Origin of the sequence: Stappia sp. (assembly GCF_048261845.1) — a bacterium.
In the GTDB taxonomy this organism is placed as follows: domain Bacteria; phylum Pseudomonadota; class Alphaproteobacteria; order Rhizobiales; family Stappiaceae; genus Stappia.
The window spans coordinates 20,892-35,208 of sequence record NZ_JBLXFR010000040.1 but is presented as its reverse complement, the minus strand read 5'-3'; the positions used below and the strand labels follow the sequence as shown (position 1 = coordinate 35,208).

The following is a 14,317-nucleotide window of genomic DNA, read 5'->3' as shown; positions in this document are numbered from 1 at the left end:
TGCCGACATGGGGAGATCAGGCCCGGCGGCTCGCGGACCTGCTTGGCCGGCTTGCAAGGGAAGCGGGCGCTCCGGCAGCCGAACCTGCGAGCACTCGCTCATGAGCGGGTTCAGCGGTGACTGGCTCGCGGCGCGCGAACCGGCGGACCTTCGCGCCCGCAACGCGGATGTGCGCGCCGCCTTCTGCGCCCACCTGCGGGAGATCGCGGGAAGACGCGGCAACCGCCCCTTGAGAGTGCTCGACCTGGGCGCCGGCACCGGCGCGACCATGCGGGCGCTGAGCCCCCATCTCGGGATGCCCCATCTCGGGGTTTCGGTGCGCTGGCGGCTCGCCGAGCACGATCCGGCGCTGATCGCGCTTGCCCGCGATCTTGCAGGACGCGACGGGCACGAGGCGGAGGTGGTGGACGCGGACCTGTCGCGCGGGCTTTCGCGAGACCTGATCGCCGGCGTCGATGCCGTGACAACCTCGGCCTTTCTCGATCTGGTCTCGGCCGGCTGGATCGACGGCCTTGCCGAAACGCTCAAGCGGGCCGGCCTGCCGTTCCTTGCCATGCTGACCTATGACGGCCGGCAGTCGCTCGACCCCGAACATCCGTTCGACGAGACGGTGCGCGCGGCCATGGCAGCGCATCAGGGCGGCGACAAGGGGTTCGGTGCGGCGCTCGGCCCCGCCGCACATGCCCATGCATCGGCACGCTTTCGCGGCGAAGGCTACCGCGTCGTCGAGGGCATGTCGGACTGGCAGGCACGGCCCGAAGAGAGAGCCTTCCAGACGATGCTGGTCGAGGGCTGGGCGCAGGCGGCACGCGAAACCGGAGCCGGCGCATCCGAAGTCGAAAACTGGCTGGCGCTGCGGCTGACACAGATCGCGCAGGCGCGTCTCGTCGCCCGCGTCGGCCACCGGGACCTCGCCGCCCTGCCCGGCTGACGAACCGGCTGACGAAAAAGGGCGGCGCCAGCGCACCGCCCTTCCCGTTGCAAAATCCCGTGGTGGCGGGCCCTCGCCTCACGCCTTCTCGATGGCGCAGGCGATGCCCTGCCCGACGCCGATGCACATGGTGGCAAGCGCCCGCGAGGCGCCGCGCGCGGCAATCTCGAGCGCCGCCGTGCCGACGATACGCGCGCCCGACATGCCGAGCGGATGGCCGAGCGCGATGGCACCGCCATTCGGATTGACGTGTTCGGCATCGTCGGCGATCCCGAGTTCCCGCATCACCGCCAGACCCTGCGCGGCGAAGGCCTCGTTCAGCTCGATAATGTCGAAATCCGCAATCGAGAGCCCGAGCCGGGCCATCAGCTTGCGCGAGGCGGGAACCGGACCGATGCCCATGACGCGCGGCGGCACGCCGGCGGCAGCACCGCCGGTGACGCGGGCAATCGGGCTCAAGCCGTACGCCTTCACCGCCTCTTCGGACGCGATCAGGAGCGCTGCAGCGCCGTCATTGACGCCCGAGGCGTTGCCGGCGGTCACCGAACCGCCCTTGCGGAAGGGTGTGGGCAGCTTGGCGAGCTTTTCCGCCGTGGTGCCGGCGCGCGGATGCTCGTCGCGCTCGACCACGACCGGATCGCCCTTGCGCTGCGGAATGGTCACCGGGACGATCTCGCGGGCAAGGCGGCCGTTTTCCTGTGCGGCGACGGCGCGCGCCTGCGAACGGGCGGCGAAGGCATCCTGGTCGGCGCGCTGGACATGATAGTCCTCGGCGACGTTTTCCGCCGTTTCCGGCATGGAATCGATGCCGTACTGGGCCTTCATCACCGGATTGACGAAACGCCAGCCGATGGTCGTGTCATGGATCTCGGCATGGCGGGAAAAGGCCGTGTCGGCCTTCGGCATGACAAAGGGCGCGCGGCTCATGCTTTCCACGCCGCCGGCGATCATCAGGTCCGCCTCGCCGGTGCGGATGGCGCGGGCCGCCATGATCACCGCATCCATGCCCGAACCGCAAAGACGGTTCACAGTGGTGCCGGGAACGTCCTGCGGCAGGCCGGCGAGCAGCGCCGCCATGCGCGCGACATTGCGGTTGTCCTCGCCCGCCTGGTTGGCGCAGCCATAGATCACGTCATCGACGCGGGCCCAGTCGACGCCGGCGTTTCTTGCCAGCAACTCGCGGATCGGCACGGCGCCGAGATCGTCGGCCCGCACGGGCGACAGCGCGCCACCGAAACGGCCAATGGGGGTGCGGACATAATCGACGATATAGGCGTGGCGCATGGCGAACCTCCCTGTGGCCAGTCTCGGCGAAGGGCGGTCCGAACCGGATCCGGTCTCCTCCCTTCCGCAGTCGAGCGCTCTTTTCGGCTGTGAAGCCGGTCGGCGTCAATGACGAATGGCGGCATGATAATAATTGATCGACCGGACGGTCAATTAAAACAGGCGACCCCTGAGCGAATGTTCATGCCGCTCTCCCGGCGCCCCGCGCCGAAGCGTGGCGCGCGCCAAAACGAAGCAATCGGGTAAGACTTCGTTAACCCTTGGAGCAACAGAGGTCGCTCCGCCCGCCGATTTTAGAGATTGTCAATCGCGGTGTGAGACAAGCGAGCAAAGACCTGCCCCCGGAACAAGCGCCGGTCAGGAACATTGCATTCGATTTACACCATTCGCAGGAGAGGGAGCATGTCGAACATCGACGAAGTCCGCAATATTGTCGCAAGCCATGGCAAGCTGCCGGTCGACGTCAGCACGCTCGCCGACGATGCAGACCTGTATGCCGCCGGCCTGTCGTCCTTCGCCTCGGTCCAGCTGATGCTGGCGCTGGAGGAGAAGTTCGACATCGAGTTCCCCGAGAACCTGCTCAACCGCAAGACCTTCGCCAGCATCGCGGCGATCTCCGCCGCCGTATCCGGTCTGGTCGCAAACCATCAGGCTGCGTGATGAACATGCACAGCCCCGCCCGTGCCGGAACGCCGGCGCTTTGCGAGCGCATGCGCCGCGCCGCCAAGGTGGCAGCCGTTCACGCGGACGATGTCGACGCGCGGGCGCGTTTTCCTCAGGAAGCGGTCGAGGCGCTGCGCACCGAGCGCCTGCTCGGGGCGCAGATCCCGGCGGAGCTGGGCGGCGACGGCGCAACCATCTCGGAAATCGCCGAACTCTGCGCCATTCTCGGCCAGGCCTGTTCGGCCGCCGCAATGGTCTTCGCCATGCACCAGATCAAGGCCTCGAGCCTCGTCAGCCATGGCGAGGCAGCCCCCTGGCATCGCGCCTTCATGGCCCGCGTCGCCGGCGAGCAGCTGCTGCTTGCCTCGGCGACCACCGAGGGCGGCATCGGCGGCAACCTGCGCAACTCGATCTGCGCGATCGAGGTCGAGGGCGACACCTGCCGGCTGGAGAAGGATGCGACCGTCATCTCCTATGGCGACATGGCCGACGCCATCCTGATCACCTCGCGCGCCCATGCCGGGGCGGCCGCCAGCGACCAGGTGCTGACGGTGTTCCTGAAGGACCAGTACACGCTGGAAAAGACCCATGTGTGGGACACGCTGGGCATGCGCGGCACCTGTTCCGACGGGTTCCTGTTCAAGGGCGAGGCGCCGGCCGAGCAGATCCTGCCGCGCCCCTTCGCCGAGATCGCGGCCCAGTCGATGCTTGCCTATTCGCACATCCTGTGGAGCGCCGTGTGGTACGGCATCGCCGCCGACGCCTTTGCCCGGGCGCAGGCCTTCGTGCGCGCCGCCGCAAGGCGCAGCCCCGACCAGACGCCGCCGGGAGCCTTGCGCGTTGCCGAGGCCTCCAGCCTGCTGCAGGGTGTGAAGGCCAGCATCGTCGCCGCACTGGAGAAATACGCCGCCGCCCAGGGCGACGAGGACAAGCTGTCGGCGATGAGCTTTTCCGTCGCCATGAACAACCTGAAGATCGCCAGCTCGCAGACGGTGCTGACCATCATCAACCACTGCATGCTGATCTGCGGCATCCTCGGATACAAGAACGGCACGCCCTTCAGTCTCGGCCGGCACCTGCGCGACGCGCATTCGGCCCAGCTGATGATTTCCAACGACCGCATTCTCGGCAATACGTCGACCATGCTGCTGGTCCACAAGCAGGACACAAGCCTGCTGGGCTGAGGAGGGGAACACTCATGGACATGCAGACCTCGCTGCTCGACCGGCTGTTCGATGCCGGACTGCTGATCGACACCGGCGTCGACGGCCTCTATGGCCGGGGCGGCGCCTTCGAGGATGTCATCACCCGCTTCGAGGCACTGATCGGCGCCCATGCGCCGAAGGCCGAGACGCCGGAAGTGATCCGCTTCCCGCCGGGCATGAACCGGGCCCATTTCGAGGGCTCGGGCTACATGAAGAGCTTCCCGCAGCTGGCCGGCACGGTGCACAGCTTCTGCGGCTGCGAGCTCGACCACATGAACCTCCTGCAATGCATCTCGGAAGGCGGCGACTGGACGGAAGGACAGAAGGCGACCGGGATCGTGCTGACGCCGGCGGCCTGCTACCCGCTCTATCCGACCATCGCCCGGCGCGGCGCATTGCCCGAGGGCGGCGGGCTGTTCGACCTGCAGTCCTACTGTTTCCGCCATGAGCCGTCGAAGGATCCGGCGCGCATGCAGCTTTTCCGCATGCGCGAGTTCGTCCGCATGGGCACGCCCGACCAGGTGATGGCGTTCCGCGAGGACTGGATGGAGCGCGGCCAGAAGCTGATTTCCGCCGTCGGGCTCGATCCGGAACTCGACACGGCGAACGACCCCTTCTTCGGCCGCGCCGGCAAGATGATGGGCAACAGCCAGCGCGAGCAGAAACTCAAGTTCGAGCTCTTGATCCCGGTGACCTCGGCGGTCAACAAGACCGCGTGCCTGAGCTTCAATTACCATCAGGACCATTTCGGCACGACCTGGGGCCTGAAGACCGCCGACGGCCAGACCGCCCACACCGCCTGTGTCGGCTTCGGGCTGGAGCGCATCGCGCTGGCGCTCTTTGCCCGCCACGGGCTGGAGACGGCCGACTGGCCGGCGGACGTGCGCAAGGCGCTGTGGGGCTAGGCCGCGATGTTCGACCGGCTGCGCACTCTTTCGGCCAGGGATTATCGTCCGCACGCTTTGCATGACGCGGAGCGTATCTGGCCCGAGACCAACTGCTACGTGGACCTGTGGATCGAGGTGCTGTCCGCCCTCGGGCTGGAGCCGCGCGCCATGCTCGGCTTCACGCTTGCGCAGGACTTCGAGGGCGACCAGTTCACCTTCTTCAAGGTGCCGCTGGAGGATCTCGAGACGCTGTACGGCATTCGCGCCACGGAACTTGCGATCTACGATCCGGCGGAACGGCATGTGGCGACACAGATCGCGCGCGGCCGGCTCTGCCTCGTCGAGGTGGACAGCTTCTTCCTGCCCGACACGCAAGGGGTGAGCTACCGCACCGAGCACGGCAAGACGACGGTGGCGATCACCGCGCTCGACGCGGCCGGGCGGGTCTTGCGCTATTTCCACAATGGCGGCTTCTTCGAGCTTTCGGGTGAGGATTTCGACGGCGTCTTCCAGCGCGGCGACTTCGCGCAGCCCCTGCCCTTCCTGCCCTATACCGAATTCGCCAAGTTCCCGGACAAGGCGCCCGCCGGCGACCTGCGCGACACGGCGCGGACCCTGCTTGCCGGACACCTTGCGCGGCGGCCGGCGGAAAACCCCTTTGCCGCCTATGCAAGAACCTTCGCGGCCGATATCGAGGCGCTGTCCGAGCGTCCCTTCGAGGACTTCCACAAATACGCCTTCAACACGCTGCGGCAGGCGGGCGCCAATTTCGAGCTTGCGGCAACCCATCTCGACTGGCTTGCCGGCGAGGAGCTGAGGGGTGAAGCGGATGCCGCGCGGGCCATCGCGGAATGTTGCAAGACACTCCAGTTCCAGCTCGCCCGGGCGCTTGCCCGCAAGCGTTTCACCGGCCTTGCCGAGGCGCTCGCGCCGGCGGCCGCCGGCTGGGACGCGCTGACCGGCGGCCTTGAGGAAAAGCTCCGCCGGGACAGCAAGACCGGAGGGCGGCATCGTGCCGCCTGACCGCGCGATGCGGAGCACCGGCGCATGATCAGCCTTTCCGGGATCGCGCCCGACGCCAGCCTTCTTCGCCGCGCGCAGTGGCAGATGACGGTGACGCCGTCCGGCGCATGGCCGGACCCTTCCGCAATGGAGGCGGCTGCCGACTGGCTCCCCGCCACCGTGCCCGGCACGGCCGCCGCCGCGCTGGAGGCGGCGGGACGGTTTTCGCGTGGCACACCGGTCCCGCTGCATGACAGCGACATCTGGTACCGCTGCCGGGTCGAGCCGCGCGCCGCCGGTGCCCATGTGCTTGCCTGCGCGGGCCTTGCCACCATCTGCGAGGCCTGGCTCGACGGCGTGCCGATCCTCGTTTCGAACAGCATGTATGCGGGCCACGAGATCCGCCTCGACATCGACGGACCGGCCGAGCTTGTCTTCTGCTTCCGGGCGCTCAGCCCGCATCTTTCCCGCAAGGGGCCGCGCGCCCGCTGGCGCACGAAACTGGTCAGCGAACCCGGCCTGAGGATGGTGCGCACGACGCTGCTCGGCCACATGCCCGGCTGGTGCCCGAACGTGCATGCGGTCGGCCCCTGGCGCGAGATGGCTCTCGTGCCGGAAAACGGGATCATGGTCGAGGACCTGCGCATCGAAAGCGGCCTGACCGATGACGGCACCGGGCGGCTTGCGGTCTCCTTCCGCCCCGGACCGGGCTTCACCGCCCGCCCCGGCAAGGCCGCCGCCTCGATCGCCTGCGCCGGCTGGGACGCGCCGCTGGAGGAGGCCGGTGAGGGACGGCTTGCCGCCGAACTGCTGCTGCCGGGCATCGAGGCGTGGTGGCCGCACACGCACGGCACGCCGCATCTGCATGACGTCGGGCTCGCCCTGGGCGACGGGCATATCCGTTTGGCGCGCACCGGCTTCCGCCGGATCGAGGTCGAACGCGGCGCGGACGGCAAGGGTTTCGGTCTGATCGTCAACGGCGTGCCGGTGTTCTGCCGGGGTGCGGTCTGGACCAGCGCCGACATCGTCTCCCTTCCCGGCGACCGTGCAGCCTATGAGCCGTGGGTGCGGCTTGCCCGCGACGCCAACATGAACATGTTGCGGATCGGCGGCACGATGGCGCCGGAAACGCCGGCCTTTTTTGAGCTGTGCGACGAAGCCGGCATTCTCGTCTGGCAGGATCTTCCCTTCGCCAATTTCGACTATCCGGTCGCCGATCCGGCCTTCGCCTCGGCGGTGGCAGGGGAAACGGAGGACCTGCTCGCAAGGGCACAGGCCTCGCCCTCACTCGCCGTGATCTGCGGGGGCAGCGAGATGCACCAGCAGGGCGCGATGATGGGCCTGCCGGAGGAGCGCTGGCGCACACCTCTGACCGAGGAAATCCTGCCGCGCGCCGCCGGCCGCATCCGCCCCGACGTCCCCTATGTCGCCAATTCGCCGACGGGCGGCGCCATGCCGTTCTCGCCGAACGAGGGAATTGCCCATTACTACGGCGTCGGCGCCTATCGCCGGCCGCTGGAGGACGCACGCCGCGCCAATGTTCGCTTTGCCGGCGAATGCCTCGCCTTTTCCAACATACCGGAGGCAGGTTGCCTGCCCCGCGCCGAACGCGCTCCCTGCCACCACCCGGACTGGAAGCGCGGCGTGCCGCGCGACCGCGATGTCGGCTGGGACTTCGAGGACGTGCGCGACCACTATGTGCGCGAGCTTTACGGCATCGACCCACTCGACCTGCGCCATGGCGATCCGGCGTCCTATCTCGACCACGGCCGCGCAACTGTTGCCGAGGTGATGGAAGCGACCTTCGCCGAATGGCGGCGGGCCGGCTCAAGCTGCCGGGGCGCGCTGGTGTGGACTTTCCAGGACCTGATGCCCGGCGCCGGCTGGGGCGTCGCTGCAAGCGACGGCACGCCGAAATCGGCCTGGTACGCGCTGCGCCGCGCCTTTGCCCCGTTGCGGGTGAGCACCACCGACGAAGGCACCAACGGGCTCGACATCCATGTCGCCAATGACGGACCCGATCCGCGCCGGCTTCGCATCACGCTTTCCTGCCTGCGCGAGGGCGCGCTGCCGGTCGCCGGCGGCACCCGGGATTTCGAGATCGGCGCGCATGGCAACGCCCGGTTCGCCGCGACCGACCTGATCGGCGCCTTCTTCGACACGACGCATGCCTTCCGCTTCGGCCCGCCCTCTCATGACTGCGTGCATGTCGCGCTCAGCGATCCGGAGACCGGCACCGTGCTCGACGAGACGTTCCATTTTCCGCTCGGACGCGCAAAAGCGCGGCGCGGCGCGCGTATCGAGGCCCGTGTCGCGCAGCGCTCCGATGGCATGTGGGAGTTGCATCTGGAAAGCGACCGTATCGCGCAAAGCGTCGCGATCGAGGATGCCGCGTTCCTGCCGCAGGACAACTGGTTCCATCTGGCGCCAGGTCTGATGAAGACGGTGACGCTGGCTCCGCGCGATCCGGACACGGACGCGCGGCCCCAGGGCCGCATCAGCCCCCTTGGCGGATCGCCGGTGTCCTATTCAGCCACCTGACCGCCCGGCACCCTGACCATCCGGCACGGGCCCGTCCCCTGCCGTCCCTCGCCTGGCCGCCGCCACGACGCGGTCGGCAACGATCCGGCGCGCGGTGCGTGGTGTCAGGTTGTGATCGGCGTCGGCGATAATGGGGACACGCATGTTCGGACAGTCGGACAGCCGCGCCCAGCCGGCACCGAAAAAGAGCGCCATCTGGGCAAGACCCGGATCGCCTTCGCTGAAGATCAGCTCGACCGAGACATCACGGCTCGCCAGAACCGCCAGATTGGCGTGGACGGTCTTGTACAGCCGAGAAAACGGCAGCAGCCCGAAAAGCCATGGCGCCAGCCGGCGCTCGGCTGCGCGGTAGACGCGGTTCGCCAGGTTGCGCAGGATGCCGAGGGCACTTGTCCTGCCCGAAAGCATCCGCCGCCACTTCTGCATGCTCAGCATCTTGCGACCGTAATCGCGCGCCGAGGTATGGCCGAAGCGCAGGACCTCCGCCACATCGTCGCGCGGATCCCAGAGGAGCCGCTGCAGATTGACCGCGACCACATGGGCGACACGCGGGTCCCGGACAGCCCCGTTGAGCGCCAGATAGGCTCCGCCGCAGGTGCCGACGACGACCGCGCCATCCGCCGGCACACGCGCAAGCGCCAGATCCAGCGCCGTGGCGAGTTCCGCGTTCTGGCCTTCATGATAGTGAACAACCGCCGGCCCGTCCGGCGCGGGACGGCTGTCGCCGATATCGGCAAGATCGAAACGCAGGGAGGGTGTGCCGGCAGCCGCGAGGGTGCGGGCAATCTCGATCGTGCCACGCGCCCAGCCCGCATGCGGGTTGCCGCCGGCATTGAGCAGGATCACAGGGCGCGTGCCTGATGCGATGCCCTCACGCGGCGCGCACCAGATGCCGTAGAGGTTGGCGGCCGGGCCGAAGACCAGGGCCTCTTCGGTGAACACCTCGCCGGCGAGGCGCGGCGGATCATCGGTCACCGCCCTTGGCTCGCCGCCTGTTCCTTTCGTCGGCAGCACACCGGCAAGCCAGGCCTCGATCCGGCCGAAGTCGGCAAGCGGCGGCACGGCACCGGTCGGGTCGCCCATCATCTCGTCATAGCCGGCCATGATGCCATGCGTGCTTTCGGCCCCCGCACCGAGCGATGCGGCAAGGGCGAGCTCCGCCGGACGGCCGTCACGGGCCAGAACCAGCGCCGGAAGGTTGCCGGCAAGCACGGCGGCGGACATGTCGAGGTCGCGAATGTCGGCCGCCAGCCCCTCGCTCATCGGCAGTCCGGCAATCACCAGCGCCTCGCCGACGCCGGGGGCCGGCGCAATGCCGGTCAGTTCACCGATCATCATGGCGCGCGCCTGCACCTCGCGCAGCCATGTACGCCCCTTCACCACCGGCGCGAGCAGCACCAGGCCGGCGATCCCGCCCGGATCCGCCTCCACCTGGCGCATCGCGAGAGCCGCACCCAGGCCGATCCCGACAAGCACCACCGCACGCACGCCCGTCACCCGCCGCAAGGTGTCGCAGGCATCGGCAAGAGCTGCCTGCAACGGCTCCAGTCCCTGGATGTCGGCAGCGTCCGTGACCGCGTCACCCGACCCGGGCTGGTCGTAGCGCAACACCGGATAGCCACGCCCCGCCAGCCGATCGGCAAGGATGCGCAAGGAGCGCCGGGCACAGAGTGCCTCGTAGCCCCAGGGCTCGCAGATGACGATGCCGACATCCCCGTCCGCAGGGTGCAACTGCGCGAAGGTGCCGGTCAGGCAAAGCGGGCGAACCGGCGCCAGGGTCGTTCCCACTAGTTTCTCTTGAAGGCGCTGCACGCCTTTTCCTCCGGGTTTCGACGCTCGATGAGGCGGGAAATCGCAACCATTTGCGGCCGGTCCTCCCCGTCGACCGGCTGGATCGAGAGCGGATAGTCGCCCCACCAGTCGCCGGCCGCCCAGATCGCCCAGCCGAGCCAGACGTCGGGTCGCGCGTTGACCTGTCCGACCATGCGCGCAAGGCCACGATAGCAATCGGGACGCGGATGCCCTCCGAACTCGCCCAGGAAGGCGCTGTTGCCGGTTTCCGACAGCCAGCGGGTCATCGCATCGACGGCGGCAATCGCATCCCCGACCCGGTCGCAGGCCGTCTTCGTCCCGGAAAAGTCGGCGTCGAGATACTGATGGATGTCGAACGCATAGCGATCGAGCGGATCCACGACACCGGCCAGCACCTCGGCGTTGGAGCCGCCGGGCTGGGCCTCGAACCAGTGGGAGGCGCCGGTCCAGATGGTGCCGGGCACCATGACGAGATTGTCCGCGCCCGCCTCGCGGATCGCTGCAATCGCGGCGTTGACGGATGGCAACCAGTCGGCGGCGGAAATATGCGCCGGCTCGTTCATCAACAGGTAGATGACGTCGTCGCGCCCGGCATAGCGCGGCGCCAGGCGGCGCCAGAAGTCCGCAAAGGCGGAGGATGGCGCCTTCGGTGAACCGACCATGTGCCCGCGATATTTCGCATAATTGTGAGGATCGAGAATGACGGCAAGGCCCATGCCGGTGGCCATCGCCACCGTCTCGTCGATGCGGGCCAGCTCGGCCCTGTCGAGCGGCGCGCCCAGCTGCGGCTGCAGCCGTTCCCAGCGAAACGGCAGGCGGACGACATTCATGCCCTTGCTGCGAAGATAGGAAAGCGTTGCGCGCGAGGGATATGTGTAGGTCTTTCCGGCGACCCCCGGCAGGTCGCCAAACTCGGCGCCCGCCACATTGGCGCCGCGCAGACACTCGGCCAGCCCCGGCGCGGGCAACAGCAGCGCGAGCATGGCTAGCAGGCCGCCCGCGCGGCGCAGGCCTGCGCGTGCCCTCTCACATCCGCCCATCGCCGCCTCCCGTCGCCGGGACGGATCCGCCGGCCTCGCGCGCCCGCCGGTCGGCCCGGCGCAGGCGGAACAGGGCGGTTGCCATGTTGTCGACCTGCCAGTTGCGCATGACCCAGCGCCGCGACAGCAGATGCACCGCAACAAGCTGGATCCAACCGGCGATGGCGACACCGTCGAGGCCATAGCGGGTGCCGAGCACATAGAGCGCCAGGCAGTAGAAGACGAAGACGACGCTGCGCATCCTGAGCAGGTAGGATTCGCCGCCGCCTATCATGATCAGCCAGGTGCCCGGACCGAAGAAGGCATGGCTGATCGCAGCCAGGGACAGCAGCACGAGAACGTCGAAATGCTCGACGAAGGCGGGATCGAACAGATGCAGGATGAAGGGGCCGGTCACGAAGAGGAAGACGCCGCCGACAAGGGCGAGCGCGAAGCTTCCGGCCGACAACATCGCCACCAGGCGCTGCGCCCCGACGCGGTCGTTTTCCTGGAACTTCGCCGAGATGAGCGGCACGCTCACCGTGTCGATTGCCAGCACCGGCAAGGTCAGCAGCATGGCAATGCGGTAGGCAACGAAATAGAAGGCGGCGACCTCCAGTCCGATGGCGATGCCGATCAGGATCGTTTCCAGATAGGAAGAGGCGGAATTGAAAAAGCCGTTGGCCGTGAAGTTGAGCGTCTCGCGGTTCCACTGGCGCCAGGGAATATCCCCGCTGCGGGCCGGCGCCCGGAAAAAGGCCAGGCCTTCCTGCGCGACGAAGCGGGCCGCCTGGTAGCCGACCATGACCGCGAGAAGGGCGGTCACGATCTCCGTCGCCGCGGCGCCGCTGGTCAGATAGCCGCCCCAGGCCAGCAGCGGCAGGGTGATGGCGCACAGCAGCCGCCAGAGGTTTTCGCGCGGCACCAGCGCCAGCACGATCTGGCCGTGGATGCGGAAATAGTTCTGGAAATACTCGCTGAGCGTGAAGACCGCGCCGAAGAGGAGCGCGATCGGCAGCGCATTGTAGGGGCTTGGCAGTCCGTCGGCGAACCACCACAGGGCGAGCGCGGCGACAAGCTGGCCGCCACAGCCGGCCGCCAGCCAGAGCGCGTTGAAGACGAAGAGCGCCTGGTTGGTCTCGCCTCGGGCATGGTCCTTCAGCCGGAAATGCTTCACCAGAACAACATGCTGCCCGAAAACGAAGATCACGCCGAGCGAGGTTCCGACCGAGAAGAGAAAGATGTAGAGGCCGTATTCCGCCGTCTCCAGCGCATGGCTTGCGGCAAACAGCACGGCGAAGCTGAGCAGCGTGCTGCCGAAGCGGCTGGACAACGACCAGAAGAGACGCCGGAGACCGGCCCCGGCAACGAGAGCGCGAAGCCGATCCATCACGCGACCTTCTCCCGTTCGCTCGCCCTGCCGGCACCACGCGCGACAGCCTCCTCCAGAAAGGCGGTGTAGAGCCCGGCAACACGCGGACGCCGATATGCGCCGGCAGCCTCAAGCGCGCCCGCCGAAAGCTTTTCATAGAGGGCTGCGTCGGCAGCGATGCGGCCGATCCGCTCGGCCAGGGCATGTGCCTCTCCGGGAGGGAAGAGCGCTCCGCTGACGCCGTCCTCGATCGTCTCGGCAATGCCGCCAAGGGCGGACCCGATCACCGGAATGCCGTGAGCGAAGGCCTCGATGGCGACGCGACCGAAAGCCTCGCGGCCGATGGAGGGAAAGACCAGCAGATCCACCTTCGGATAGAACTCTTCCGGTTTGCTCCATCCCAGGAACCGGGTGCGCTCGACCGGAAAGCCGGCGCCCGAGGTCTCGTGCCCGCCGCTGCCCGGCGGCGTTCCGGCGATGACGAACTCGACCGGCAAGTCCTGCGGCAACAGCCCGGCGGCCCGGGCCAGAACGTCCAGCCCCTTGAAACGGGTGTGGACGCCGATGAAGCCGACGCGCAAGGGGCGCCCCGCCGGAAACGCGCGCGGTGCGTCCGCCACCGTGTCGATGGTCCCGGGAATGCGACGGGTCGCGGCATTGGGGAAATAGCCGGCGGCGCGGTGACGGTCGATGATGTCCTGCGATTCCCCGCAGACCGCGTCAACGTAGCGGGAGAAGAAGCGCTTGCCGAGCGCTGTCGTCCGGCAACTCGCGCACTGGACCTCGCAATTGGCGCCGTTCTTCTGCATCACCCCGCGCCAGCACAGCAGGAAGGCACTGCGCAGGGTGTGGGCAACCGGCAGGCCGATGGAACGGGCCGCCGCCCAGGAGGCGACATTGATGTTCTCGATGCTGTCGGTGAGCAGCACGTCCGGCGAGAAACCGGCGATCTCGCTGCGCATCCGCCAGAAGGCGCGCGGGTTGCCGTTTTCCAGCGCATGCCAGACCGCCTTCTTCCAGGCCGGGCGCGGCACGCGATAGTTCCAGTAGACATTGGTGGCTCGTATGCGGCGGACCTCGATGCCCTCGACCTCGTCCCAGCCGTCCGCATCGCCACAATTGACGACACGCAATTCATGCCCTTCCTCGCCGAGCATGCGGGCGAGCATCAGGGCGGAGATTGGTCCACCGCCATCGATGAAGGGCGGGAAGGCGGCGCAAGCCATCAGGATGCGCATGGGGCCATCTCTTTCCTCGGGTCCGGTCGTGAAACGACATGCCGCGCGACCAGCCACGCAGACCGGCCCTCGCTAGAAAAGACAGGTAGCCGAGACATGTTAACCCACCGTATGCGGAACCTTTCCAATACCCGTGCCGGGCAGGTTTCATGCAACGCCCTTAACCGGACCTTGCTCCAACCGGCAAGCGCTCCCGATTGCCCCGACGCCATGGCGGGAGCGAGGCGGATGTGTTCACTATTGCTTTACCAAACCGGCAATCGATGGCCGGCACGGCGAAACTTCAACCTGTCGTTCACGCGCGGCAGCTAGCGTGGAGACAGGCAAGCCCCGCCCCGCAGCGCGAGGCAGACCCCGGACCCG

11 protein-coding genes are annotated in these 14,317 nt (G+C 68.0%); 6 read left to right on the top strand and 5 right to left on the bottom strand.

Features of this window, described 5'->3' with window-relative positions; genetic code table 11:
* Nucleotides 1–100: 100 nt before the first annotated feature.
* Nucleotides 101–931 (top strand): glycosyl transferase family 1, encoded by an 831-nt coding sequence (locus ACN0T5_RS15350; protein WP_417769484.1) that lies wholly within the window; start codon nt 101–103, stop codon nt 929–931.
* A gap of 78 nt (nt 932–1,009) precedes the next feature.
* Here the strand turns inward: ACN0T5_RS15350 and pcaF are convergent, their stop codons facing one another.
* A complete protein-coding gene (pcaF, locus tag ACN0T5_RS15345; protein ID WP_417769483.1) occupies nt 1,010–2,215 on the bottom strand; it encodes a 3-oxoadipyl-CoA thiolase in 1,206 nt (401 codons plus the stop codon).
* Nucleotides 2,216–2,617: 402 nt separating this feature from the next.
* Here pcaF and ACN0T5_RS15340 point away from each other — a divergent pair, with 402 nt between their 5' ends.
* The 5 genes from ACN0T5_RS15340 to ACN0T5_RS15320 are packed head-to-tail and all read left to right on the top strand — an operon-like array spanning nt 2,618 to nt 8,513.
* On the top strand, nt 2,618–2,875 hold the full coding sequence (locus ACN0T5_RS15340; protein WP_417769482.1) for an acyl carrier protein: 258 nt from the start codon (nt 2,618–2,620) through the stop codon (nt 2,873–2,875).
* A 5-nt stretch (nt 2,876–2,880) separates the two neighbouring features.
* Nucleotides 2,881–4,062 (top strand): acyl-CoA dehydrogenase family protein, encoded by a 1,182-nt coding sequence (locus ACN0T5_RS15335; protein WP_417769485.1) that lies wholly within the window; start codon nt 2,881–2,883, stop codon nt 4,060–4,062.
* A 14-nt stretch (nt 4,063–4,076) separates the two neighbouring features.
* Complete coding sequence (locus tag ACN0T5_RS15330) at nt 4,077–4,988, top strand: amino acid--[acyl-carrier-protein] ligase (protein ID WP_417769481.1); 912 nt, start codon at nt 4,077–4,079, stop codon at nt 4,986–4,988.
* A 6-nt stretch (nt 4,989–4,994) separates the two neighbouring features.
* Nucleotides 4,995–5,993 (top strand): DUF1839 family protein, encoded by a 999-nt coding sequence (locus ACN0T5_RS15325; RefSeq protein WP_417769480.1) that lies wholly within the window; start codon nt 4,995–4,997, stop codon nt 5,991–5,993.
* A 24-nt stretch (nt 5,994–6,017) separates the two neighbouring features.
* Nucleotides 6,018–8,513: a glycosyl hydrolase 2 galactose-binding domain-containing protein gene (locus ACN0T5_RS15320; protein ID WP_417769479.1), complete on the top strand. Its 2,496-nt coding sequence runs from the start codon at nt 6,018–6,020 to the stop codon at nt 8,511–8,513.
* Here ACN0T5_RS15320 and ACN0T5_RS15315 read toward each other — a convergent pair.
* From ACN0T5_RS15315 to ACN0T5_RS15300, 4 genes are read right to left on the bottom strand one after another with little or no spacing between them, the layout of a single operon-like run.
* Nucleotides 8,502–10,325 carry an alpha/beta hydrolase gene (locus ACN0T5_RS15315; RefSeq protein WP_417769478.1) on the bottom strand — a complete coding sequence of 608 codons (1,824 nt, stop codon included), beginning with the start codon at nt 10,323–10,325 and terminating at the stop codon, nt 8,502–8,504. The genes ACN0T5_RS15320 and ACN0T5_RS15315 overlap by 12 nt on opposite strands.
* The gene (locus ACN0T5_RS15310) at nt 10,301–11,365 is read right to left on the bottom strand and encodes a glycoside hydrolase family 5 protein (protein ID WP_417769477.1); all 1,065 of its coding nucleotides are present in this window, start codon (nt 11,363–11,365) and stop codon (nt 10,301–10,303) included. Before ACN0T5_RS15310 ends, ACN0T5_RS15315 begins: the two co-directional genes overlap by 25 nt.
* Nucleotides 11,352–12,734 carry a lipopolysaccharide biosynthesis protein gene (locus tag ACN0T5_RS15305; protein WP_417769476.1) on the bottom strand — a complete coding sequence of 461 codons (1,383 nt, stop codon included), beginning with the start codon at nt 12,732–12,734 and terminating at the stop codon, nt 11,352–11,354. The genes ACN0T5_RS15310 and ACN0T5_RS15305 overlap by 14 nt, the downstream gene beginning before the upstream one ends.
* Complete coding sequence (locus tag ACN0T5_RS15300) at nt 12,734–13,954, bottom strand: glycosyltransferase family 4 protein (RefSeq protein ID WP_417769475.1); 1,221 nt, start codon at nt 13,952–13,954, stop codon at nt 12,734–12,736. The genes ACN0T5_RS15305 and ACN0T5_RS15300 overlap by 1 nt, the downstream gene beginning before the upstream one ends.
* Between the last annotated feature and the right edge of the window lie 363 nt (nt 13,955–14,317).